Origin of the sequence: Oryzisolibacter sp. LB2S (assembly GCF_040732315.1) — a bacterium.
Lineage (GTDB): Bacteria > Pseudomonadota > Gammaproteobacteria > Burkholderiales > Burkholderiaceae_C > Alicycliphilus > Alicycliphilus soli.
On record NZ_CP160388.1, the window covers coordinates 242,291 to 264,209 of the forward strand.

22 protein-coding genes are annotated in these 21,919 nt (G+C 70.9%); 14 read left to right on the forward strand and 8 right to left on the reverse strand.

The window, feature by feature from the left end; genetic code table 11:
• Positions 1–30: 30 nt before the first annotated feature.
• Together alr and ABUE11_RS01110 are read left to right on the forward strand one after the other, a co-directional pair.
• Positions 31–1,128: an alanine racemase gene (gene alr / locus ABUE11_RS01105; RefSeq protein ID WP_367067150.1), complete on the forward strand. Its 1,098-nt coding sequence runs from the start codon at positions 31–33 to the stop codon at positions 1,126–1,128.
• 155 nt (positions 1,129–1,283) lie between these two features.
• Positions 1,284–2,306 (forward strand): cytochrome-c peroxidase, encoded by a 1,023-nt coding sequence (locus tag ABUE11_RS01110; protein ID WP_367067151.1) that lies wholly within the window; start codon positions 1,284–1,286, stop codon positions 2,304–2,306.
• Positions 2,307–2,399: 93 nt separating this feature from the next.
• On the opposite strand, the gene ABUE11_RS01115 is transcribed toward ABUE11_RS01110, so the two are convergent.
• Positions 2,400–3,014, reverse strand: coding sequence for a glutathione S-transferase family protein (locus tag ABUE11_RS01115; protein WP_367067152.1), 615 nt, complete (start codon positions 3,012–3,014; stop codon positions 2,400–2,402).
• Positions 3,015–3,155: 141 nt separating this feature from the next.
• On the opposite strand from ABUE11_RS01115, the gene radA reads away from it, so the two are divergent.
• The 7 genes from radA (at position 3,156) to ABUE11_RS01150 (ending at position 9,672) form a co-directional block, all read left to right on the forward strand.
• The gene (radA, locus tag ABUE11_RS01120; protein ID WP_367067153.1) at positions 3,156–4,538 is read left to right on the forward strand and encodes a DNA repair protein RadA; all 1,383 of its coding nucleotides are present in this window, start codon (positions 3,156–3,158) and stop codon (positions 4,536–4,538) included.
• 76 nt (positions 4,539–4,614) lie between these two features.
• Positions 4,615–5,043, forward strand: a complete 429-nt coding sequence (locus tag ABUE11_RS01125; RefSeq protein ID WP_367067154.1) for a glycerate kinase — start codon at positions 4,615–4,617, stop codon at positions 5,041–5,043.
• 43 nt (positions 5,044–5,086) lie between these two features.
• On the forward strand, positions 5,087–6,025 hold the full coding sequence (locus ABUE11_RS01130; RefSeq protein WP_367067155.1) for a branched-chain amino acid transaminase: 939 nt from the start codon (positions 5,087–5,089) through the stop codon (positions 6,023–6,025).
• Positions 6,026–6,027: 2 nt separating this feature from the next.
• The gene (locus ABUE11_RS01135) at positions 6,028–6,234 is read left to right on the forward strand and encodes a zinc-finger domain-containing protein (protein ID WP_367067156.1); all 207 of its coding nucleotides are present in this window, start codon (positions 6,028–6,030) and stop codon (positions 6,232–6,234) included.
• Between the two features lie 68 nt (positions 6,235–6,302).
• Positions 6,303–7,400, forward strand: a complete 1,098-nt coding sequence (locus ABUE11_RS01140; protein ID WP_367068715.1) for a glycosyltransferase — start codon at positions 6,303–6,305, stop codon at positions 7,398–7,400.
• Positions 7,397–8,647: an O-antigen ligase family protein gene (locus ABUE11_RS01145; protein ID WP_367067157.1), complete on the forward strand. Its 1,251-nt coding sequence runs from the start codon at positions 7,397–7,399 to the stop codon at positions 8,645–8,647. Before ABUE11_RS01140 ends, ABUE11_RS01145 begins: the two co-directional genes overlap by 4 nt.
• Entirely contained in the window at positions 8,644–9,672 is a 1,029-nt protein-coding gene (locus ABUE11_RS01150; RefSeq protein ID WP_367067158.1) for a glycosyltransferase family 2 protein, read from the forward strand. Before ABUE11_RS01145 ends, ABUE11_RS01150 begins: the two co-directional genes overlap by 4 nt.
• A 67-nt stretch (positions 9,673–9,739) precedes the next feature.
• On the opposite strand, the gene ABUE11_RS01155 is transcribed toward ABUE11_RS01150, so the two are convergent.
• Together ABUE11_RS01155 and ABUE11_RS01160 are read right to left on the reverse strand one after the other, a co-directional pair.
• Positions 9,740–10,750, reverse strand: a complete 1,011-nt coding sequence (locus tag ABUE11_RS01155) for a nitronate monooxygenase (protein ID WP_367068716.1) — start codon at positions 10,748–10,750, stop codon at positions 9,740–9,742.
• Positions 10,751–10,800: 50 nt separating this feature from the next.
• The gene (locus ABUE11_RS01160; RefSeq protein ID WP_367067159.1) at positions 10,801–11,682 is read right to left on the reverse strand and encodes a LysR family transcriptional regulator; all 882 of its coding nucleotides are present in this window, start codon (positions 11,680–11,682) and stop codon (positions 10,801–10,803) included.
• Positions 11,683–11,734: 52 nt separating this feature from the next.
• Here ABUE11_RS01160 and ABUE11_RS01165 point away from each other — a divergent pair, with 52 nt between their 5' ends.
• On the forward strand, positions 11,735–12,979 hold the full coding sequence (locus ABUE11_RS01165) for a YbfB/YjiJ family MFS transporter (RefSeq protein WP_367067161.1): 1,245 nt from the start codon (positions 11,735–11,737) through the stop codon (positions 12,977–12,979).
• Positions 12,980–13,128: 149 nt separating this feature from the next.
• Here the strand turns inward: ABUE11_RS01165 and ABUE11_RS01170 are convergent, their stop codons facing one another.
• Both ABUE11_RS01170 and ABUE11_RS01175 read right to left on the reverse strand, forming a co-directional pair.
• Complete coding sequence (locus tag ABUE11_RS01170; RefSeq protein WP_367067163.1) at positions 13,129–13,857, reverse strand: MOSC domain-containing protein; 729 nt, start codon at positions 13,855–13,857, stop codon at positions 13,129–13,131.
• Positions 13,854–14,453, reverse strand: coding sequence for a redoxin domain-containing protein (locus tag ABUE11_RS01175; RefSeq protein ID WP_367067164.1), 600 nt, complete (start codon positions 14,451–14,453; stop codon positions 13,854–13,856). Before ABUE11_RS01175 ends, ABUE11_RS01170 begins: the two co-directional genes overlap by 4 nt.
• Before the next feature lie 229 nt (positions 14,454–14,682).
• Here ABUE11_RS01175 and ABUE11_RS01180 point away from each other — a divergent pair, with 229 nt between their 5' ends.
• Positions 14,683–15,660, forward strand: coding sequence for a DUF808 domain-containing protein (locus ABUE11_RS01180; RefSeq protein WP_367067165.1), 978 nt, complete (start codon positions 14,683–14,685; stop codon positions 15,658–15,660).
• Here ABUE11_RS01180 and ABUE11_RS01185 read toward each other — a convergent pair.
• The 3 genes from ABUE11_RS01185 to ABUE11_RS01195 all read right to left on the reverse strand — a co-directional run bounded on the left by ABUE11_RS01185 (position 15,629) and on the right by ABUE11_RS01195 (position 19,232).
• Positions 15,629–16,885, reverse strand: coding sequence for an ATP-binding protein (locus tag ABUE11_RS01185; RefSeq protein WP_367067166.1), 1,257 nt, complete (start codon positions 16,883–16,885; stop codon positions 15,629–15,631). The genes ABUE11_RS01180 and ABUE11_RS01185 overlap by 32 nt on opposite strands.
• Positions 16,885–17,595, reverse strand: coding sequence for a response regulator transcription factor (locus ABUE11_RS01190; RefSeq protein ID WP_367067167.1), 711 nt, complete (start codon positions 17,593–17,595; stop codon positions 16,885–16,887). Before ABUE11_RS01190 ends, ABUE11_RS01185 begins: the two co-directional genes overlap by 1 nt.
• A gap of 299 nt (positions 17,596–17,894) precedes the next feature.
• A complete protein-coding gene (locus tag ABUE11_RS01195) occupies positions 17,895–19,232 on the reverse strand; it encodes an AmpG family muropeptide MFS transporter (protein WP_367067168.1) in 1,338 nt (445 codons plus the stop codon).
• Positions 19,233–19,282: 50 nt separating this feature from the next.
• Here ABUE11_RS01195 and ABUE11_RS01200 point away from each other — a divergent pair, with 50 nt between their 5' ends.
• The 3 genes from ABUE11_RS01200 to ABUE11_RS01210 all read left to right on the forward strand — a co-directional run bounded on the left by ABUE11_RS01200 (position 19,283) and on the right by ABUE11_RS01210 (position 21,909).
• On the forward strand, positions 19,283–19,978 hold the full coding sequence (locus ABUE11_RS01200) for an AraC family transcriptional regulator (RefSeq protein WP_367067169.1): 696 nt from the start codon (positions 19,283–19,285) through the stop codon (positions 19,976–19,978).
• 165 nt (positions 19,979–20,143) lie between these two features.
• Positions 20,144–21,037: an EamA family transporter gene (locus ABUE11_RS01205; RefSeq protein WP_367067171.1), complete on the forward strand. Its 894-nt coding sequence runs from the start codon at positions 20,144–20,146 to the stop codon at positions 21,035–21,037.
• Positions 21,038–21,048: 11 nt separating this feature from the next.
• On the forward strand, positions 21,049–21,909 hold the full coding sequence (locus ABUE11_RS01210; protein WP_367067172.1) for a M48 family metallopeptidase: 861 nt from the start codon (positions 21,049–21,051) through the stop codon (positions 21,907–21,909).
• The last annotated feature ends 10 nt before the right edge of the window (positions 21,910–21,919 follow it).

The following is a 21,919-nucleotide window of genomic DNA, read 5'->3' on the forward strand; positions in this document are numbered from 1 at the left end:
CATCCTTTGCCCTGTGGAGGCCCGCGCCGCATGCCCCGTCCGATACTCGCCACCATTCACCCCGCCGCCGTGCAGCACAACCTGGAGCGCGCGCGCCGCGCCGCGCCCGATGCGCGCCTGTGGGCCGTGGTCAAGGCCAACGCCTATGGCCATGGCATAGAACGTGTCTGGGAGGGGCTGCGCTCGGCCGACGGCTTTGCGCTCTTGGACCTGGCGGAGGCCGAGCTGCTGCGCCAACTCGGCTGGCGCGGCCCCATCCTGCTGCTCGAGGGCGTGTTCGAGCCGCGCGACCTCGAGCTGTGCTCGCGCCTGTCGCTCTGGCACGCCGTGCACTGCGACGCGCAGATCGACTGGCTGGCAGCGCACAAGACCCAGGTGCCGCACCGCGTGTTCCTCAAGATGAACAGCGGCATGAACCGCCTGGGCTTCACGCCCGATCGCTACCGCAGCGCCTGGGCGCGGCTCAATGCGCTGCCGCAGGTGGACGAGATCTCCTTCATGACGCATTTCTCCGATGCCGACGGGCCGCGCGGCATCGCCCACCAGGTGCAGGCCTTTCACCGCGCCACCGCCGACCTGCCGGGCGAGCGCTGCATCGCCAACAGCGCCGCCATCCTGCGCCATGGCGGCGAGGGCGAGGTGCGCCTCGACTGGGTGCGCGCCGGCATCGTGCTCTACGGCAGCGCGCCCGACCACCCCGAGCGCAGCGCCGCCGACTGGGACTTGCGGCCGGCCATGACGCTGGCCTCGCGCCTCATCGGCGTGCAGCGGCTGCAGCCGGGCGACAGCGTGGGCTATGGCTCGCGCTTCACGGCCGAGGCGCCCATGACCATAGGCGTGGTCGCCTGCGGCTACGCCGACGGCTATCCGCGCCACTGCGACACCGGCACGCCCGTGCTCGTGGACGGCGTGCGCACGCGCACCGTGGGCCGCGTGAGCATGGACATGATCACCGTCGACCTGACGCCCGTGCCCCAGGCGGGACTGGGCAGCGAGGTCACGCTCTGGGGCCGCGCGGCCAACGGCGCGGTGCTGCCCATCGACGAGGTGGCCCAGGCGGCGGGCACCGTGGGCTACGAGCTCATGTGCGCGCTGGCGCCGCGCGTGCCGGTTGTGGTGGAGTCGTGAGCCACCCATGGGGAAGGGAGGCGACAAATGAGTTATGCTCAATGACCATTTTCTGGAAACGGTCTTGTTTGCGCTTTATCAAATAGCCGCCACGGGTTAACCCTAAGAATGGCTCCGCAACCCCGATGGTTGTCGTCAACGACAAGAGGAGCCCCATGAAGAAGAAGCCCGCCCCCCATTCCCGCCATGTCCTGCGTCTTGCGCTGGGCGCCGTCTCCACGGCGGCGCTGCTGGCCTCGGCCCCGCTGCGCGCGGCCGAGCCCGTGCAGCCCATCGCGCCCGCCAAGGTGAGCCACCCCGCCCGGGTGGAGCTGGGCAAGAAGCTCTGGTTCGATCCGCGCCTGTCGCGCTCGGGCTTCATTTCGTGCAACTCGTGCCACAACCTGAGCATGGGCGGCTCGGACAACCTCAAGACCTCCATCGGCGACAAATGGCAGAAGGGCCCGATCAACTCGCCCACGGTGCTCAACTCCAGCCTCAACGTGGCCCAGTTCTGGGATGGCCGCGCCAAGGACCTCAAGGAGCAGGCCGGCGGCCCCATCGCCAACCCGGGCGAGATGGCCTTCACGCACGACCTGGCGGTGGACATGCTGCGCTCCATCCCGCAGTACGTGGCCGAGTTCAAAAAGGTCTTTGGCAACGACAGACTGGACATCGACCAGGTCACGCTGGCCATCGCCGCGTTCGAGGAGACGCTGGTCACTCCCAATGCGCGCTTTGACAAATGGCTCAAGGGCGACAGGAAGGCCATCACGGCGCAGGAGCTCAATGGCTACCGGCTGTTCAAGGATTCGGGCTGCGTGGCCTGCCACAACGGCCCCAACCTGGGCGGCACGTCGTTCCAGAAGATGGGCCTGGTCGAGCCCTACAAGACCGACAACCCGGCCGAGGGCCGCTCGGCCGTCACGGGCAACGACGCCGAGCGCTTCAACTTCAAGGTGCCGACGCTGCGCAACGTGGAGCTGACCTACCCCTATTTCCACGACGGCGCCGCCGACACCCTGGCCGAGGCCGTGGACACCATGGGCCGCATCCAGCTCGGCAAGAAGTTCACCGACCAGGAGAACGCCGACATCGTCGCCTTCCTCAAGACGCTGACGGGCGATCAGCCCAAGCTCGTCATGCCGATATTGCCGCCCTCGAGCGACAAGACAAAACGCCCCCAGCCCTTCGAGTGAGGCGCGCCACCGCATGAAAGCCGGCCTGCCTGCAGGCCTTTGACCGGCCGGGGCCCTGACGAGGGGTTCCGGCCGTTTTTTTCTGGCGCGACTTCAGGCCAGCGCGCGCTGCACGGCCGGGCGCTGGGCCATGCGCGCGTGGTGCGCCGCCACCTTGGGGAACTGCGCCATGTCCACGCCGTCGCTCTTGAGCCAGCCGGCCATGGTGAACAGATAGCCATCGGCCACGGTGTACTGCGCGCCCATAACCCAGGGCTGCTCGCCCAGGTAGTGCCGTTCGATCAGGTCAAAGCACTCCGTCATGTTGGCCGGCACCTTGCGCTGCATGGCGGCCTGGGCCTCGGGCTCGTCGGCCCAGCGCGAGGCGCGCGGGCGGTGGGCGTGGGCGATGTGGACGGTGGAGGCCAGGTAGCCGTTGAACTCCTGCATGCGCGCCAGGCCAAAGGCGTCGCCGGGCGCGAGCCGCGCCTCGGGAAAGCGCTGCGCCACATAGGTCAGCAGCGCCAGGGTCTCGGTCAGCGTGCCCTGTCTGGTGACCAGGGCCGGCACGCGGCCCTTGGGGTTGACGGCCAGATAGTCGGGCGAGCGCTGCTGGCCGCTCGCGAAGTCCACGCGCACCAGGTGGTAGGGCGCCTGGGCCTCCTCGAGCGCGATGCGCACGGCCTGGGCGCAGGTGCCGGGGGCGTAGTACAGGGTCAGTGCGGACATGAAATGCTCCTTAAGTTATAGCTGTTTGCGCTTGTCTGCAAAGCGCTGGGTGCCAATTTGACCATGAAATATGGGAGGCGACACGGCGCGCCCCATGGCCCCGTCCGGGGGATGGCCAGCCCTCGTTATAGTGCCCACCCCATGGCCAAGGACAAAACCCTCTTCACCTGTACCGAATGCGGCGGCAGCAGCCCGCGCTGGCTCGGCAAATGCCCGTCCTGCGGCGCCTGGAACACGCTCATCGAGACCGTGGCCGAGGCGGCCCCCGGCAAGAACCGGCTGAGCGGCGCCGGCCAGTACGCGGGCCTGGCCCAGGCGCAGGCGGTGATGCCGCTCGCGGCCATCGAGGCCACCGAGGTTGCGCGCACGGCCAGCGGCATTGAGGAGCTCGACCGCGTGCTCGGCGGCGGCGTGGTCGAGGGCGGCGTGGTGCTGATAGGCGGCGATCCGGGCATTGGCAAGTCCACGCTGCTCCTGCAGGCCATGGACGCGCTGCAGCGCACAGGCCTGCCCACGCTCTACGTGACGGGCGAGGAAAGCGGCGCCCAGGTCGCGCTGCGCTCGCGCCGCCTGGGGCTGGACGCGAGCCAGGTCAACGTGCTCGCCGAGATCCAGCTCGAGAAAATCCTCGCCACGGTCGAGGCCACCCAACCTGCGGTGTGCGTGATCGACTCCATACAGACCATCTACTCCGACCAGCTCACGAGCGCGCCGGGCTCGGTGGCCCAGGTGCGCGAGTGCGCGGCGCACCTCACGCGCCTGGCCAAGGCCACGGGCATCGCCGTGGTGCTTGTCGGCCATGTGACCAAGGAGGGGGCGCTGGCCGGCCCGCGCGTGCTCGAGCACATGGTGGACACGGTGCTGTACTTCGAGGGCGACACGCATTCGAGCTTTCGCCTGGTGCGCGCCATCAAGAACCGCTTTGGCGCGGTCAACGAGATCGGCGTGTTCGCGATGACGGAGAGGGGCCTCAAGGGCGTGGCCAACCCGAGCGCCATTTTTCTCTCTCAGCACAGCGAGCCCGTGCCGGGCAGCTGCGTGCTCGTCACGCTCGAGGGCACGCGCCCGCTGCTCGTCGAGATTCAGGCCCTGGTCGATGGCGGCGGGCCGAGCCCCCGGCGCCTGTCCGTGGGCCTGGAGCGCGACCGCCTGGCCATGCTGTTGGCGGTCTTGCACCGCCACGCGGGCGTGGCCTGCGCGGACCAGGACGTGTTCGTCAACGCCGTGGGCGGCGTGCGCATCAGCGAGCCCGCGGCCGACCTGGCGGTGATGCTGGCCATTACCAGCAGCCTGCGCGGCCGCGCCCTGCCCAGGGGCTTCATCGCCTTTGGCGAGGTCGGCCTGGCCGGCGAGGTGCGCCCCGCGCCACGCGGCCAGGAGCGGCTCAAGGAGGCCGCCAAGCTCGGCTTCAGCGTGGCCGTGGTGCCCAAGGCGAACGCGCCCAAGAAGCCCATTGCCGGCCTCACCATCCACACCGTGGAGCGCGTCGAGGAGGCCATGGAGGCCGTGCGCGGTCTGGCGTAGGAGCCAAGGGCCGCGCCGGCGCGGGCTACGCAGCATCCACAGCCGCCCCTCAAACCCCGCATAGGACAATGCGCCCATGAATCTGCGCAAGTTCCTCATTCCGCTGGGCATCGTCGCCCTGGTGTTCGCGGCCTGGCGGGCCTATGGTCCGCAGGGCATTCTCACGGTGAGCGGCGGCCTGGTGATGTGGGCGCTGCTGCACTACACGCGGCTCATGAACGTGATGCAGAAGGCGCGCCACAACCCGATAGGCTGGGTGGGCAGCGCCGTGATGCTCAACGCCAGGCTCAAGCCCGGCGTGAATCTGATGCACGTGGTGGCCATGACGCGCGCCCTCGGCGAGCAGCTTTCCGCCGAGGGGCAGGAGCCCGAGATCTACCGCTGGACCGACGGCACGCAGTCGCATGTGACCTGCGAGTTCGTGGCCGGCCGCCTGGTGCGCTGGCAGCTCGTGCGTCCGGCGGCCCCCGGCGATGACGCTCCGGCGCCCGCCGGCGAATCGTAAAATAGCCGGCTTTGCGACCTTCGCAGTTCTCTAAAGGATCCCCATGAGCCCCGTTGTTCCCTCCATGGCCGACCGTGACGGCAAGATCTGGATGGATGGCCAGATGGTGGACTGGCGCGATGCCAAGATCCACGTGCTGACCCACTCGCTGCACTATGGCTGCGGCGCTTTCGAGGGCGTGCGCGCCTACAAGACCGAGCAGGGCACGGCCATCTTCCGCCTGCAGGAGCACACCGACCGCCTGTTCAACAGCGCCAAGATCCTGCGCATGCAGATGCCCTTCACCAAGGACGAGGTGAACGAGGCGCAGCGCGCCGTGGTGCGCGCCAACGGGCTCGAGTCCTGCTACCTGCGCCCGCTGACCTGGATTGGCTCGGAAAAGCTCGGCGTCTCGCCCAAGGGCAACAAGATCCACCTGATGGTGGCGGCCTGGGCCTGGGGCGCCTATCTGGGCGAGGAGGGCATGCAGCGCGGCATCCGCGTCAAGACCAGCAGCTTCACGCGCCACCACGTCAACATCACGATGACGCAGGCCAAGGCCTCGAGCAACTACACCAACTCCATCCTGGCCAACATGGAGGCCACGGACGACGGCTACGACGAGGCCCTGCTGCTCGACAGCGCCGGCTTCGTCTCCGAGGGCTCGGGCGAAAACGTGTTCATCATCAAGGACGGCGTGGTCTACACGCCCGACCTCTCGGCCGGCGCCTTGAATGGCATCACGCGCAACACCGTGCTGCACATCTGCAAGGACCTGGGCCTCGATCTGGTGCAAAAGCGCATCACGCGCGACGAGGTCTACATCGCCGACGAGGCCTTCTTCAGCGGCACGGCCGCCGAGATCACGCCGATCCGCGAGCTCGACCGTGTGCAGATCGGCAGCGGCAGCCGCGGCCCCATCACCGAGAAGATCCAGACGGCCTTCTTCGACATCGTCAACGGCCGCAATCCCAAGTACGCCCACTGGCTCACCAAGGTCTGAACATGCCCCAAGCAACTGTCGAACTGCTCGCCAAGGACCTGGACCGCAACGGCGGCGTGTACTGCCCCAACCCCAAGGCGGATATGAAGCTGTGGAACAGCCACCCGCGCATCTACCTGGAGATCGGCCACCAGGGGCATGCGCAATGCCCGTACTGCGGAACGCTGTATCGGCTCAAGGAGGGTGAGGTGGTCGGCAGCGGGCATTGAGCCCGGGCGGCATGGCCGCCGGCTTGCTGCTTTCACCCATGCAGGAGTCCAGCAAGAGTCAGCGCCCGCTGCGGGTGCTGCATTTCGTCACGGGCGGCTTTTCCGGCGCCACCCAGGTGGCCGTCGATCTGTGCCTGGCCGCGCAGCGCGAGCCCGACATGCAGACCCTGCTGGTGCTCAGGCGCAAGCGCAACACCTCGGCCGCGCGTGTGCAGGCGCTGCGTGACCAGGGCCTGCAGGTGCAGGTGGTGTCCAACTGGCTGCACGCGTTCACCGTCTGGGAACTGCGCAAGATCATCCGCGCCTGGCGCCCCGACGTGGTCTTTGCCCATGGCTTCAGCGACCATATCTGGGGCCGGCGCGCCGCCGTGGCCGAGCATGTGCCGCGCATCTACCATGTGGAGCACAACGCGCGCGAGCGCTACACGCCCAGGCGCCTGCGCCAGGCCCTGGCGCTGCAGCCCTTCACCCAGGCCAGCATAGGCGTATCCGAGGGCGTGCGCACGGCCCTGGTGGAGCGCGGCTTTGCGCCCGACAAATGCCTGGCCATTCCCAACGGCATCGCCCTGCAGCGCTTTCCCGACAGCCTGCTGCCGCAGCGCTGGGAGCAGCGCGAGCCCGCCATCCTCATGGCCTCGCGCTTTGCGCGCCAGAAGGACCACGCCACGCTGATCCAGGCCCTGGCCCTGCTGCGCGATCGGGGCCTCACGCCGCGGCTTGATCTTGCCGGCGCCGGCAGCGCGCGCCTGCGCCGCAAGGCCGAGGCGCTGGTGGCCCGCCTGGGCCTGCAGCAGCAGGTGCGCTTTCTCGGCAATGTGGCCGACCTGCCGCAGCGCCTGGCCGCGACCCAGGTGTTCGTGCTGTCCACCCACTGGGAGGGCATGCCGCTGGCCCTGGTCGAGGCCATGGCCGCGGGCTGCGCCTGCATCGCCTCGGACGTGGTGGGCGCGCGCGAGCTGCTCGAGGATGGCCGCACGGGCCTGCTCGTGGCCCATGCCGATGCCGTGGCACTGGCCAGTGCGCTCGGGCGGTTGCTGCAGGACGCGCAGCTGGCCGAGCGCCTGGGCCGCGCGGCGCGCGCGCAGGCCTTGCTGACGGGTGGGCACGAACATATGTGGCGACGCTACCGCGCGCTGCTCGATGGAACGGTTACCGGGATCTCATGAATTCGACGATTGCGTTCAGGCTGGCGTCGCTGGCGGCGTTTCTGTTGCCGGCGCTGGCGCTCTGGGTTCCTTCGGGCTACTCCTATGCCGCCGTGCTTCTGCTCCTCGGGGCGCTGTGTCTGGCGCCGCGCTGGTTGCGCCGGCGCCCGGAGCCGGAAGTCCTGTGGCTCGCGGCGTTGTTTGCCGGCATGGGTTGCATGTGGTTCCTGTTGTCGCTCGATCCCGGTGTAGCGCGCTGGGACAAGGGCAGCAAGTGGCTGCTGGCCTTGCCCTGCCTGTTCTTTCTTGCCGCGTATCCGCCCCGGCCGCGCGCGTTCATGGCAGGCCTGCCCATAGGCTGCCTGGGCATGGGGGCGCTCGCCGCATGGCAGACCTGGGGTCAGCACTTGCCGCGCGCGGAGGGCTTCACCAATGCCATCCAGTGGGGCAACACGGCCCTGCTGCTGGCCTGCATGACCGTGGTCTGCGTGGTCGTGTTCTGGCGTGTGCGCCCATGGCCATGGCGGTTGGGAATGGTTCTGGCGGCCCTAGCGGGGCTGGGGGGCTCGCTGTTGTCGCAGTCGCGCGGCGGATGGCTGGCGTTGCTTGTGGTGCTTCCCGTGTGGCTGCTGTGGGTGGCTAGGCTGCGCCCCCATCGGCTGCGGCACGCTTTGACCACGCTGGCCGCGCTGGCCCTCATGCTGGTCCTGGTATTGGGGCTGACGCCCAGGTTCCATGGACGCATTGCGCTGGCGGTCAGCGAGATTTCCGGCTACCTGAACACGGGACAGGGCGAGACGTCACTGGGCGTGCGATTGCAGCAGTACGAGTTGGCCGCCGACATGATTGCCCACAAGCCTTGGCTGGGGTGGGGCGCCCACGGCTTTGTGGCAGAGATGCACCGCCGCGTGGAGGCTGGAAGCTATGGTCCTGCGATGCTGGGTTACCCCGAAATCCACAACATCTTTCTCGATGCCTGGGTCAAGGTCGGCATCCTCGGGTTGCTGCTGCAGCTGGCATTGCTGGGCTATGTGCTGTATCTGTTCTGGCCCAGCCCCGGGCGCCTGCAGCATTGGCGTGAAGACTCGGACGCATGGCGCGACGCCCTGGCCCTGCGCGCCATGGGCTGTCTGGTACCTGTGTGCTATCTGATGTTCGGCATGTCCCAGCCCTTCTTCAACCACAACAGCGGCATCATGGTGTTCGCCTTCTACACCATGGTGCTGTGGGCGGCGCTGCGCGGGCTGGAGCGGGGTGCGCGCGCATGACCTGGCTCAGCATCCTGGTGCCGGTCTACAACGTCGAGCCCTATCTCGAGGAATGCCTGGCCTCGGTGATCGCACAGCTGCCGGCCGAGGGCGGTGTGCAGCTGCTGGTGCTCGACGACTGCTCCACCGATGGCTCCTGGGCGCTGATGCAGCGGCTTGACGCGCGCTGGCCCGGGCGCCTGCAGCTGCTGCGCCACGCGCGCAACGGCGGCCTGAGCGCGGCGCGCAACACCATGATCGATGCCGCCACGGGCGACTACCTGTGGTTTCTCGACTCCGACGACAAGCTGCTGCCCGGCGCCATCGCCGGCCTGCGTGCCATCGTGCAGGCCCATGGGCCCGATGTGGTGCTGTGCGACTTCGAGGTCTGGCGCGAGCGCATGCGGCTCAAGCACCGGCTGCGCGGCGAGCGCCACCGGCGCAGCTTCGACGGCCCGGCCGGCCGCCTGGTGCGCGATCGCGGCGCATTGCTCGCGGGCATGCTCATGACCGGCGAGCTCCATGCCTGGTCCAAGATCTCGCGCCGCGCGCTCTGGGGCGATGCCGATGCGGGCGGCCTTCGCTTTCCCGTGGGGCGCTACTTCGAGGACATGGCGACCATGCCGCTGATGGCCCTGCGCGCGGACAGTTTCTTCTACGAGCCCCGCCCCTGGGTGGCCTACCGCCAGCGCGGCAGCAGCATTCTGGCCACCATGACCGTGCCCAAGGCGCTGGACCAGTCCGCCGCGCTGCTGCCCCTGGCGCGCGCCCTGCAGGGCCGGCCCGAGCTGCAGCAGGGCGCGCTGCGCCTGGCCCTGGCGCACCAGGCCGCGCGCGCCCTGACGGGCGCCATGCGCCATGTCAGCCAACGCCGGCCCGAGGTGGGGCAGCCCCGGCCGCAGGAGCTGGCCGAACGCCTGCGCCAGGACTTTCGCGCGGCCTCGCCCCTGGCGCCCGAGGAGCTCGCGCGCGCCTATCTGCGCCGCGGCTGGTGGCTGCGCCGGCGCAAGTTTCTGCGCTGGTTCCACGCCTTGCCAGCCGCGTGAGCGCGCGCAGAGGGGCGTTTTTTTGGGTCAAACAGGCCTGTAGCGCCCTGTTGGTAAGCGTCAGAAGCTATTGATTTGATAGTCCGCCGCAGGTCTCGCGCCATTCCCGCGCCAGCAGCGCCACCAGTTCCCCGGCAGCCATGGCCCGCGCCGCGCCCACGCCCTGGCCGGCCCAGAGTGCGATGTGGCCCGCGTCGCCCGCCTGGGCTGCGGCGCGGCGGATCGGGCCCATGAGGGCGTTCTGCACCGGGTAGGCGGGGATTTGCGTCTCCTGCGGCTGCAGCGCGCGCATGGCATCGTTTTGAATGCCGCGCGCCGGTCGGCCCGAGAAGATGCGCGTGAGCCGCGTGTCGGTGGCCCGGGCGGCGGCCATGGCGGCGCGCTGGGCGGGGACTATGGCCGATTCGGGACAGGCCAGGAAGGCCGTGCCCATCTGCACCGCCTGGGCGCCCAGGGCCTGGGCGGCGGCGATGCCGCGCCCGTCCATGATGGCGCCGGCGGCGATGACGGGAATGTCGAGCGCATCCACGCAGGCCGGCACCAAGGCCAGGGTGCCGATCTGGCTGCCCTCCCAGTCGCCCAGAAAGGTGCCGCGGTGGCCGCCGGCCTCCATGCCGCTGGCGACGACCGCGTCCGCGCCCACCTGCTGCCAGGCCAGGGCCTCGGCCACGGTGGTGGCGGTGCCGATCACGAGGCTGCCGGCCTCGGCCTTGAGGCGCCGCACCTGGGTGGCAGACAGAATGCCGAAGGTGAAGCTGGCCACGGCCGGGCGGGCGGCGATCAGCGCCTCGAACTGCGCGGCAAAGTCCTCGCACCAGCGCGTGGGTACGGTGGGCGCGAGGCCGAAGCGCGCATACAGCGGCGCGAGCCGCTCCAGGGCCGCGGCGACCTCGGCGGCGTCGGGCTGGGGGGTGTCCAGCACGAACAGATTCATGCCGAACGGCCTGTCGGTGGCGGCGCGCACGGCGGCCGCGGCCTGGGCCATGGCCTCGGGCGCGCGCATGCCGCAGCCCAGAAAGCCCAGGCCCCCGGCGTTGGAGACGGCGGCCGCGAGCTCGGGCGTGTCCGAGCCCGTCATCGGCCCCTGGATGATGGGCAGGTGGATGTTCAGGCGTTGCAGAAGGGTGGTCACGGTTCAGCTCCTTGAATAGGTGAGTCCACGCCGCCCAGAGCCTCCTGCAGTGCGGCGAGCGCCGGCGTGGCATAGCCCGGGCGGTGCACCAGCATGGTGTCGCAGGGGCCCAGCGCCACCCATTGCAGCGCCGGCGGCTCGTGCAGCAGCGCGCGCATGGACTGCGGCAGCACGCCGGCGCAGCGGCCCGCGGCCACGCAGGCCAGGATGGCGGGGTAGGAGGCGAGCTCCAGCACCTCCACCGGCCGGCCGCCCTGGCCCATCCAGTCCTCGCCGATGCGCCGGTAGCTGCAGCCCTGGGCAAACGCCGCCAGCTGGTGCAGGCGCAGGTCGGCGGGCGTTTTCACGGGTGGGTGGCTCGCGGGCAGGGCCAGCAGCAAATCCTCGGTGTAGACCCTGTGGCGCGCCACGGGCGTGTCCTCGTCCAGCCCCGGCGGGGGCCAGGCCACCAGGGCGCAGTCGAGCTGATGGGCCAGCACCTGCTCCACCAGCGGGCGCGATGCGCCCGTGCGCAGCTCCAGCACCAGGGCCGGCCAGCGCGCGTGGATTGCGGCAAGCGGCGCGGGCAGGCGGGTTGCGGCCGTGCTCTCCATCGAGCCCATGCGCAGCCGGCCCGTGGGCTCCCCTGGCCGCAGCGCCTGGCGGGCCTCCTCGGCCAGGGCCAGCAGGCGCTCGGCATAGGTCAGCAGGGTCTGGCCCGCATCCGTGAGCTGCATGCCCCGGCCCTCGCGCAGGAACAGCGCGCATCCGAGCTGCTCCTCGAGCTGCTGCAGGCGCGTGCTCACGTTGGACTGGGCGCGGCCCAGCCGCTCGGCGGCGCGCGTCACGCTGCCCTCCTGGGCCACGGTGCGAAAGATGTCCAGTGCGAGCAGGTCCATGAAATCTGCTTATGCGATGATTCGCCAAAAATCAATATCAAAATCAGATTTTATGATCGCCACCCCCGACGCGCCCACCCCCTGGTCCGAGCGGCCCGCGGCCATTGCCCTGGCCGGCATGCTGGCGCTGGCCGTGGCCATGGGCGTGGGGCGCTTTGCCTTCACGCCGCTCCTGCCCATGATGCTGCACGACGGCGTGGTCACGCTGGCCGCGGGCAGCTGGCTGGCCACGGCCAACTACATCGGCTATCTGGTGGGGGCGCTGGCCTGCATGGCCCTGCCCTGGGTGACGCCCGCGCTGTACCAGCGCTGGCACCCGGCGCGGCTGGCACGCGCGGGGCTTGTGGCCACGGTGCTGCTGACCGTGGCCATGGCGCTGCCGCTGCCCGCCAGCTGGCCCACGCTGCGCTTTGCCGCGGGCGTGGCCAGCGCCTTTGTGCTGCTCAATGTGTCGGCCTGGTGCATGGTGCGCCTGGCGGTGCTCGGGCGCCCGTCCATGGGCGGGCTGATCTTCTGCGGGCCGGGCGTGGGCATTGCGCTCACGGGCCTGGCGGCCGGCGCCATGGTGGCGGCGGAATGGCGCGCGGCCTCGGGCTGGGTGGTGTTCGGGCTGCTGTCGGTGCTGTTGTGCGCGCTGGTCTGGCCCGTGGTGCGCGGGCGTGCGGCCAGGGCGGGCGCGGCGCAGCCGGCCGCGGCGGGGAAGGCGCAGGGCGGCGGCACGGCGGCGGCGCGCGGCGTGCATGCGCTGGCCTATGGCCTGGCGGGGCTGGGCTACATCGTCACGGCCACGTTTCTGCCCGTGATCGCGCGCGGCGCGCTGCCCGCGGGCTCGCCCTGGCCCGATTGGTTCTGGCCCATCTTCGGCGCCGGCGTGGCCGTGGGCGCGGCGCTGAGCACGCGCGCGCCGGCCGCATGGGACCGGCGCTGGCTGCTCGTGGCCGCCTATGCCATGCAGGCGCTGGGCATAGGCCTGGGCCTGTGGTGGCCCACGCCGGCGGGCTTTGCCGCGAGCAGCCTGCTGCTGGGCCTGCCGTTCACGGCCATCACCTTCTACGGCCTGCAGGAGGCGCGGCGCCTGTGGCCGCGCTCGGCCGACAGCTTTGCCAGCCTGATCACTGCCGTCTACGGCCTGGGCCAGATCATGGGCCCGCCCATGGTGGCCTGGCTGCTTGCGCGCGGCGGCCAGGCCCAGGGCTTTGCCCAGGGGCTGGCGCTGGCGGCGCTCGCCTTGGTGGCGGGCGGCGTGATGTATGCGGCGTCGGCCTGGCGCTGGCCGTTGGTGAAGGGTGAACGATGAGGAGCCGGGACTTGACATGAACGGTCTTGCGGTTGTTTCTCCCTCTCCCCCAAGGGGGCGAGGGAGTCAAAACCGGCGCCAGACAAACGCTGTGCGCTATCAAAATCGCTGTGTAGATACCTTTGCCGTAGCACCGGGGGTCGGACGGCTCAGGACGGCCTGCCGTCCAGGCGTGCGCTCCAGTCCTCGGCGCTGGCGTGCTCGAGCCGGCGCGTGAACAGCCGCTGCCAGGAGGGCGGCAGCGGCAGCGCGAGGATGGCGCGCAGCGTATCGGGCGTGCAGTCGCGCTCGGCGATCACGCGCAGCAGCCGGGTGATGGGCCATTGCGGGAAGGGGCGCTCCAGCAGCGTGACGCCGTCGCCCTGCTGCACCCGGCCGGGCTGCAGCACGCGCAGGTACCAGCCGGTGCGCAGGCTGTCCTGCACGCGCCGCGCCATGTCGGGCACGTCGAAGCGGTCGCTGAGCTTCCAGCAGGGCTGGCGGCCCTGGCTGACCTCGAAGCGAGCGCTGCCGATCTGCCATTGGTCGGCCAGGCAGACCTGGCTTTCGTCGATGCCGTCGAGGCAGAAGTTCTCGCCAAACGCGCCGGGCCGCGCGAGCAGCGCCTGGGCCTGGGCGTTGCCGGCCAGTTCCTCGCGCCAGGGCGCGTACTGCGCCCAGGCGTAGCAGTGCACGGCCTTGTCGGGGCCGCCATGCACGCGCGGGTCGCCCTGCTCGTCGCCCGCGAGGCCCAGGGGGCCAACCTCGACGGGGCCGTGGCGCTCCTGCTTGGCGATGGCGCTGCGGCTGCCCGGGCGGGTGTAGGGCCGGGCGTGGCCCGTGAGCAGGGCGCGCAGCCGGCCGATGGGTGCAGTGGAATGCGGGGGCGTGGTGATCATGGGCGGGGCATGTCCGGGCGTGGACAGCCATTGTCGTCGCAGGCGCCGCCCTCGGCGCCCTCAGCGCCCTCCGCACCGGCGGTGGGCGGGTCGGCGGGGGCGCGTGCCGGGGGCTCGGGCTCGCCGAGCAGTTGCCCGAGCAGCGCGCCCAGGCGCAGGTCGTCCAGGCGGCCGAAGTGGTGCAGGCGCATGCGGCCCTCGCGGTCGAGCACCACCAGGCTGGGCGTGCCCTGCAGCATCAGCGCCTCCATGGTCTGTGGAACGGCGCGCGTGGCATGCGGCCGGTCGAGCGCAATCGGAAAGCGCAGCCGGTACTCGTGGATGAAGGCCGCCAGCGCCTCGGGCCGGCCCTGGACCGCGTGGTGCTCGAACACCGTGTGCAGGCCGATGACGACGAGCCGGTCCTGCGCGAAGGCCTCGTCCACGCGCCGCGCCTGGGGGATGCCATGCTCCACGCAGCCCGGGCACAGCATCTGGAACGCGTGCAGCACCACGACGCGCCCGCGCAGCGCCTCGAGCGTGAGCGGCGTGCGCGTGTTGAACCATTGCGCCACCTGCAGTTCGGGCGCTTGGGGGTGGTAGGCGTCGCTGTGCATGGAACGGACTCCGGCAGACCAGGGCAGACGCCACCTTAGCGCGCCAGGCCCGGGCGCGTCCGCAATGCGGTCTTGCCAGGCGCTGGGCAACGGCGCCCCGGCGTCGCCGGGCGGGCCGGGCTTTTCCGTCACAATGCAGCAGCCTGCGGCCAGGTTTTGAACAAAACAATAGCTGCCAGGGCTTTGCCTGCAACGATTTCACGCCTTTTTCATTGAAAGAACCTCTGCCATGGCCGGAGCCAGTCTGCTGACCCTGCTCGACGATATCGCCGCCATCCTCGACGATGTGGCGCTGATGACCAAGGTGGCCGCCAAGAAGAGCGCCGCCGTGGCCGACGACGTGGGCGCCATGACCAAGGTGGCCACGCAGAAGACGGCCGGCGTGCTCGGCGACGACCTGGCGCTCAACGCCCAGCAGGTGGCCGGCGTGCGCGCCGAGCGCGAGCTGCCCGTGGTCTGGGCGGTGGCGCGCGGCTCCATGGTGAACAAGGCCATCCTCGTGCCCGCGGCGCTGGCCATCAGCGCGCTGCTGCCCATGCTGATCACGCCGCTGCTCATGCTCGGCGGCGCCTTTCTGTGCTTCGAGGGCGTGGAGAAGCTCGCGCACAAGCTGCTGCACCGCGGCGAGGACGATGCCGCCGCGCATGAGCGCCATGCCCAGGCCAATGCCGACCCGGCCGTGGACCTGGTGGCCTTCGAGCGCGAGAAGATCCGCGGCGCCGTGCGCACCGACTTCATCCTGTCGGCCGAGATCATCGTCATCGCCCTGGGCACGGTGGCGCTGGCGCCGTTTGCGCAGCAGGTGGCGGTGCTCGTGGGCATTGCCATCCTCATGACCGTGGGCGTCTATGGCCTCGTGGGCGCGATCGTGAAGATAGACGACCTGGGCCTGTGGCTCAGCCGCCGCGGCGCGCATCCGGCCCGGGCGCTGGGCACCCTGCTGCTGGCGGCCGCGCCCTGGCTGATGAAGTTCCTCTCGGTGGCCGGCACGGCGGCGATGTTCCTCGTGGGCGGCGGCATCGTCGTGCATGGCATCGCGCCGCTGCACCACGCCGTCGAGGCCGCGGCGCAGGCCGTCGCCCAGGGGGCGCTCGCCGGACTGTGGCAGGCCTTGGTCGGCAACGGGCTCAACGCCCTCGCGGGCATCGTGGTGGGCGCGCTGGTGCTGGGCGTGGTCAGCGCGGTGCAGCGCCTGCGCGCGCGTTGACCGCGGGCGCCGTCAGCGGCAGGCGCAGCACGAAGCAGGCGCCGCCCGCGCCGTCGGGCCGGTCCTCGCAGTGCACGCTGCCGCCGTGGCGCTGGGCGATGGAGCGCACCAGCGCCAGCCCCAGGCCCACGCCGCCCGAGCGCTCGCTGGCGCCGGGCAGGCGGTAGAAGGGCTCGAAGATGCGCTCGCGCTGCGCGGGCGGCACGCCCGGGCCCTGGTCGCACACGCGCAACACGGCCTGGGCGCCCTCGCGCGTGATGGCGAGCGTGATCTCGCCCTGGCTGTAGCGGCGCGCGTTCTCCAGCAGGTTGCGCACGGCGCGGCGCAGCAGCTTGGCCACGCCAGGCACCTCGATGGCGGCGCCGTCGCCCCACAGCCGCTCGGCATCGAGCAGCTCGGCGTCCACGCGCGCGCCTTCCTCCACGGCCAGGCCGACGAGGTCCACGGGCTCCACCGTGCCCACATCGGCCGCGCCCGCGTCCAGGCGGCTGGCCAGCAGGATCTCGTCGACGAGCTGGTCGAGCTCGGCGATGTTGCGCTCGATCTCGGAGCGAAACGCCGGCGAGGGCGCGCCGCCCTGCATGAGCTCGAGCCCCATGCGGATGCGCGCCAGCGGCGAGCGCAGCTCGTGCGAGGCATTGGCCAGCAGCGACTTGTGCGACTGCACCAGCGCCTCGATGCGCGCCGCCGCGGCGTTGAACTGGCGCGCCAGTGCCGCCACCTCGTCCTGGCCCTGCTCGGCCACGCGCACCGACAGGTCGCCCTCGCCAAAGCGCTGCACGCTCGCCTGCAGCTGCTCCAGGCGCTGCAGCAGCCGGCGGATGATGGGAAACACGCCCACGGTCACGGCCAGGCCCACGAGGGCCAGCATCCACAGAAAGCCCAGGGGAGGGCGCAGCCAGGACGCGGGCCCGTGGTCGTCGGGACGCATGCGCGGGGTGCGCGGCGACAGGTGCATCTCGTACACGGCGCCGTTGTCGCCCTCGATGCGGTAGCGCACGCCCTCCCTGGGGTCGCCGCGCTGGCGCACGCCCGTGCCGTCCACCAGCGTGCGGCCCTGGGCGTCGGTGATCACGATCTCGCGCGTGGGCGGCTGCTGCTGGTTCTGCTCGGCCGCCCAGCGCCAGGCCAGGCCCACGGCCAGCGCGAACACCAGCACGCCGCCGGCCATGGCCAGCCAGATGCGCAGGTACAGGCGCCGGGAGAGGGGGCTGAGCAGCGACATCAGTCTTGCTGCCTGGCAAACACATAACCCACGCCGCGCACCGTGAGGATGCGCCGCGGGGTCTTGGGGTCGGCCTCGATGGCCGCGCGGATGCGGCCCATGTGCACGTCGATGCTGCGGTCGAAGGCCTCGAGCTCGCGCCCGCGCACGGCCTCCATGATCTGGTCGCGCGTGAGCACGCGGCCCGCGCGCTCGGCCATGGCCACGAGCAGGTCGAACTGGTAGGAGGTGAGCTCGGCCGGCTCGCCCGCCACGCTCACCGTGCGCGCGTCGCGGTCGATCTCCAGGCTGCCAAAGCGCAGCACATGGTTGGCGGCCGGCTGGGCCCCGGCCTCGCGCCGGCGCAATATGGCGCGTATGCGCGCGAGCAGCTCGCGCGGCTCGAAGGGCTTGGGCAGGTAGTCGTCGGCGCCTATCTCCAGGCCGATCACGCGGTCCATGGGGTCGCCCTTGGCGGTCAGCATCAGCACCGCCACCTGCGCCGCGGGGCCGGGCAGGGCACGTATGCGCCGGCAGACCTCCAGGCCGTCCATGTCGGGCAGCATCAGGTCCAGGATCACCAGGTCGGGCAGATCACTGCCCTGCAGCCGCGCCAGACCGCTCGCGCCATCGGCCATGTGCGTGACCTGCAGGCCCGACTGGCCCAGGTACTCGCCCACCATCTGCGCCAGGCGGTGGTCGTCTTCGATCATCAGGAGTTGCGAGTTCATGGCGGGCATCTTGGCGCGGGGCTGTCGGCCTGTGTTGAAGCGCGGGTAAAGCTGTGTAAACACATCGTGGGCTCGGGCGGCCATTTCCGTTGATGGGTCAACCACCGCCATCCACCGTCATCCACCGTCATCCACCGTCATCCACCGTCATCCACCGTCATCCCCGCGCAAGCGGGGATCCACTGGAGTGACGAACCAACTGCTCGTGTGGCACCTGGATCCCCGCTTGCGCGGGGATGACGGGGTCAATAGGCATCGCTCTTGAAGTATAAAAAAACATAGCTGCCAGCGCTTTCCCATCAAGCGCTGGAGGTCATTTTGGCTCTTGAGGTCAGCCACACCAGCAGCAGCACCGGCAAGCCCAGCAGCGCCGTGCCCGTGAAGAATGCGCCATAGCCATGAGCGTCCACGAACTGGCCCGAGAAGCCCGCGAGCCACTTGGGCGCGAGCAGCATCATGGAGCTGAACAGCGCGTACTGCGTGGCCGAGTACTGCACATTCGTCAGGCCCGACAGATAGGCGATGAAGGCCGCCGAGGCGATGCCGCCGGCCAGGTTGTCGGCGCTCACGACCAGCACCAGCGCGCGCACGTCGTGGCCATGCTGGCCGAGCCAGGCAAACAGCAGGTTGCTGCAGGCCGAGAGCAGCGCGCCCAGCATCAGCACGCGCATCACGCCCAGGCGCATGGAGAGCACGCCGCCCACAAAAGCGCCGGCCAGCGTCATGACCACGCCGAAGACCTTGGTGACCGCGGCCACCTCGTCCTTGGTGTAGCCCATGTCCACGTAGAACGGGTTGGCCATGATGCCCATGACGACGTCGCTGATGCGGTAGACAGCGATGAGTGCGAGGATCAGCGCCGCCTGCCAGCGGTAGCGCCCGATGAAGTCGGCAAACGGATCGACCACCGCGCCGCGCAGCCATTCGCCCAGGCCGCGCGCGGGCGGCAATGGGCGGGGCAGGGGCTCGGGCGAGAGCAGCACCGTCGCCGTGCCGACCAGCATGGACGCGGCCATGGCCAGATAGGCCGTGGCCCAGGCGCCGGCCTGGTAGCCGGAGGCGCCGTCGACCTCGGCGCGCGCGGCGATCCACAGCACGCCCGCGCCGGCCCAGATCATGGCCAGGCGGTAGCCGGTCTGGTAGGTGGCGGCCAGGGCGGCCTGGCGCTCGGTGTCGGCGGATTCGATGCGAAAGGCGTCGAGCGCAATGTCCTGCGTGGCCGAGCCAAAGGCCACGAGCAGCGCGCACCAGACCATGGCGTCGAGCCCCTGGCGCGGGTCGGCCAGCGCCATGCCGATGAGGCCCGCGATGACCAGCGCCTGCGCCAGCAGCAGCCAGCTGCGCCGCCGCCCGAGCCAGCGCGTGATGAGCGGCAGCGGCAGCCGGTCGACCAGCGGCGACCAGACCCACTTGAACGCATAGGCCAGGCCCACCCAGCTCAGATAGCCGATGGTCGTGCGGTCTATGCCCGCCTCGCGCAGGCGAAACGAGAGCGTGCCCAGCACCAGCAACAGCGGCAGGCCGGCCGAAAAACCCAGCGCCAGCATGCGCAGGCTGGCCGGCTCCAGGTAGACGCGCCAGGCGGCAAGCCAGGGGTGGCGGGGGGCGGGTGGGGCTGTGGTGGCTTTGTCGGACATGAGGATGGGCGCACTGGGGCGGGTGCATTATCCGGCCCTACCATTGCGCCATGGCCTCTGCCTCACCGTCCCATTTCGAGCCGAGCTGCTCCGTGCGCCGCTACAGCGGCGAGCACAGTGCGCACGAGCATGGCTTTGCGCAGATCCTCTATGCGCTCGAGGGTTCGATGGAGCTCGATATCGCCGGGCGCGCGGCCTTTGTCGACTGCGCGAGCGGCATCGTCATCCCGGCCGGCGCGGGTCATGGCTACGCGGCCGAGCGCAGCGCGCGCATCCTGGTGATCGACGCGCCCGACCAGCCGGCGCTCGCGCGCATGCGCCGCTTTGCCGTGCCCGCGGCCTGGCGGGGGGACGCCGCGGCGCCCCGGGCCGTGGCCGAGCGCGTGGCCCAGGTGCTGCAGGCGCCGGCCCTGCTCGCGCGCCGGCGCATGGATCTGGCGCGGCTCACGCAGGCCGTGCAGGCCGCCCTGCACGAGGACTGGCCCACGGCCCGCCTGGCCGCCCTGTGCCATTTGAGCCCGCAGCGCTTTCACGCGCGCCTCATGGAGCTCACGGGCCGCACGCCCCAGGCCTGGCTGCGCGCGCTGCGCCTGGATCGCGCGGCGCGGCTGCTCGCGCGCGGCCAGCCGCTCGAGACCACGGCCCTGGCCTGCGGCTACGCCAGCGCCAGCGCCCTGGCCTACGCGCTCAGGCGTGAGCGCGGCGTGGGCGCGCGCGAGCTGCGTCGCTCAAATACTATCGAATAAATAGCATTTTGCGCTGACAGGGCGGGCGTTAGAGGCTGTTTTCCATGTTGGCTTCATGGGCTGGAGCGCCGGCATCTTGCCGGCAGGATGCCGGCGCTCCCAGCCCCTGTGCACCATGCGCGTTGCTCGATAGTTGCCCGCCCGGCAAGGCGCAGCATCGTCGGCATGACCGATTCACGACATTCCGCGCGCGGCATCGCGCTGGTGCTGCTGGCCGCCATGCTCTGGGGCACGACGGGCACGGCGCAAAGCCTGGCGCCGGCCCAGCTCTCGCCCTACTGGGTGGGGGCGCTGCGCCTGGTCATCGCCAGCGCCTTCTTTGCGCTGCTGGCCTGGCATGCGCCCCGGCCCGCCGGCCGCAGGCCCTGGGCGCGCGTGCTGCTCGCGGGCGCCTGCATTGCCGCCTACAACCTGAGCTTCTTCGCCGGCGTGCGCGCCAGCGGCGTGGCCCTGGGCACGGCGATCGCCATCGGCAGCGGCCCCATCTGGGCCGGGCTGCTGCAGACGGCGATGACGCGCCGCCTGCCGCCGGCCCTGTGGTGGCTGGGCACGCTGGTGAGCGTGGCCGGCGGCGCGGCCATGGCGCTGGGCCAGGGCGACGGCCTGCGCCTGAGTGCCGCGGGCGTGGCCCTGTGTCTGCTCGCTGGCCTGGCCTATGCCACCTACACCCTGGTCAACAAGGGCCTGGTGCTGGCGCTGGGTCCGGCGCGCGCCAATCTGGCGGTGTTCGCCAGCGCGGCGCTGCTGTCCGTGCCCTGGGCCTGGGCGCTGGGCGGGGCGCTGCAGGCCGGCGCCGGTGCCTGGGCCGTGGTGCTGTTCCTCGGGCTGGTCAGCACGGGCCTGGCCTACCTGCTGTTCTCCAGCGGGCTGCGCCATATCTCGGGCACCACCGGCGTCACGCTGGCGCTGGGCGAGCCCGTGACGGCCTTTGTGCTCGCGGTGTGGGTCGTGGGCGAGTCGCAGCAGGCCCTGGCCTGGCTGGGCCTGGGCGCGGTGCTGGCCGGTCTGCTGCTGGTGGTATGGGCGGAGCTGCGCGCGCAATCGCCGGCGCGGTCGTAGACTTCCCGTCCATGACCCAAGCCCTGCCTGATAGCCCCTCTGCATCCGCTTGCCGCTGCTGCGCCGCCAGCCCCTGGCAGGCGCGGCGCGCCTTTGTGCTCGCCGCAGCGGCCACCGTGGCGCTGCCGGCCGCGGCGCAGGTGGACGTGGGCTCGGCCTCGGGCCTGCGCCGGCTCGTGCCGGCCGAGCAGCTCGAGAGCGCGGCCACCCAGCAGTACGGCCAGATGCTGGCCCAGGCCAAGGCCCAGCGCGCGCTCGCGCCGGACAACCACCCGCAGCTCGTCAAGCTGCGCGCCATCGCCCGGCGCATCATCCCGTTTGCCGTGCAGTGGAACCCGCGCGCCGCGCAGTGGCGCTGGGAGGTGAACCTGATCGGCAGCAAGGAGATCAACGCCTTCTGCATGCCCGGCGGCAAGATCGCCTTCTACACGGGCATCCTGGACCGGCTCAAGCTGACCGACGATGAGATCGCCATGGTCATGGGCCACGAGATGGCGCATGCGCTGCGCGAGCACGCGCGCGAGCGCGTGGCCAAGACCCAGGCCACCAGCATCGGCCTGTCGCTGGGCGCGCAGCTCCTGGGCCTGGGTGAGCTGGGCAATGTGGCGGCCAATCTGGGCACGCAGCTGCTCACGCTCAAGTTCAGCCGCAGCGACGAGACCGAGGCCGACCTCGTCGGCCTGGAACTGGCCGCGCGCGCCGGCTACAACCCCCAGGCCGCCGTGAGCCTGTGGCGCAAGATGGGCGAGGCCACGGGCAATGGCGGCATAGGCTTTCTGTCCACCCACCCCACGGGGCCGGACCGCATCCGCGAGCTCGAGCGCAACGTGCCCAAGGTAGAGGGGCTGTACCAGCAGGCGCGCGGCCGGTGATGCTGCACTA

Coding starts and splice junctions, on each gene's coding strand:
- ABUE11_RS01135 (WP_367067156.1), top strand. CDS start 6,028: ATGCCCCAAGCAACTGTCGAACTGCTCGCCAAGGACCTGGACCGCAAC.
- ABUE11_RS01155 (WP_367068716.1), bottom strand. CDS start 10,750: ATGACGGGCTCGGACACGCCCGAGCTCGCGGCCGCCGTCTCCAACGCC.
- ABUE11_RS01165 (WP_367067161.1), top strand. CDS start 11,735: ATGATCGCCACCCCCGACGCGCCCACCCCCTGGTCCGAGCGGCCCGCG.
- ABUE11_RS01110 (WP_367067151.1), top strand. CDS start 1,284: ATGAAGAAGAAGCCCGCCCCCCATTCCCGCCATGTCCTGCGTCTTGCG.
- ABUE11_RS01125 (WP_367067154.1), top strand. CDS start 4,615: ATGAATCTGCGCAAGTTCCTCATTCCGCTGGGCATCGTCGCCCTGGTG.
- ABUE11_RS01210 (WP_367067172.1), top strand. CDS start 21,049: ATGACCCAAGCCCTGCCTGATAGCCCCTCTGCATCCGCTTGCCGCTGC.
- ABUE11_RS01200 (WP_367067169.1), top strand. CDS start 19,283: ATGGCCTCTGCCTCACCGTCCCATTTCGAGCCGAGCTGCTCCGTGCGC.
- alr (WP_367067150.1), top strand. CDS start 31: ATGCCCCGTCCGATACTCGCCACCATTCACCCCGCCGCCGTGCAGCAC.
- ABUE11_RS01195 (WP_367067168.1), bottom strand. CDS start 19,232: ATGTCCGACAAAGCCACCACAGCCCCACCCGCCCCCCGCCACCCCTGG.
- ABUE11_RS01205 (WP_367067171.1), top strand. CDS start 20,144: ATGACCGATTCACGACATTCCGCGCGCGGCATCGCGCTGGTGCTGCTG.
- ABUE11_RS01185 (WP_367067166.1), bottom strand. CDS start 16,885: ATGTCGCTGCTCAGCCCCCTCTCCCGGCGCCTGTACCTGCGCATCTGG.
- ABUE11_RS01180 (WP_367067165.1), top strand. CDS start 14,683: ATGGCCGGAGCCAGTCTGCTGACCCTGCTCGACGATATCGCCGCCATC.
- ABUE11_RS01145 (WP_367067157.1), top strand. CDS start 7,397: ATGAATTCGACGATTGCGTTCAGGCTGGCGTCGCTGGCGGCGTTTCTG.
- ABUE11_RS01190 (WP_367067167.1), bottom strand. CDS start 17,595: ATGAACTCGCAACTCCTGATGATCGAAGACGACCACCGCCTGGCGCAG.
- ABUE11_RS01175 (WP_367067164.1), bottom strand. CDS start 14,453: ATGCACAGCGACGCCTACCACCCCCAAGCGCCCGAACTGCAGGTGGCG.
- ABUE11_RS01160 (WP_367067159.1), bottom strand. CDS start 11,682: ATGGACCTGCTCGCACTGGACATCTTTCGCACCGTGGCCCAGGAGGGC.
- radA (WP_367067153.1), top strand. CDS start 3,156: ATGGCCAAGGACAAAACCCTCTTCACCTGTACCGAATGCGGCGGCAGC.
- ABUE11_RS01115 (WP_367067152.1), bottom strand. CDS start 3,014: ATGTCCGCACTGACCCTGTACTACGCCCCCGGCACCTGCGCCCAGGCC.
- ABUE11_RS01130 (WP_367067155.1), top strand. CDS start 5,087: ATGAGCCCCGTTGTTCCCTCCATGGCCGACCGTGACGGCAAGATCTGG.
- ABUE11_RS01150 (WP_367067158.1), top strand. CDS start 8,644: ATGACCTGGCTCAGCATCCTGGTGCCGGTCTACAACGTCGAGCCCTAT.
- ABUE11_RS01170 (WP_367067163.1), bottom strand. CDS start 13,857: ATGATCACCACGCCCCCGCATTCCACTGCACCCATCGGCCGGCTGCGC.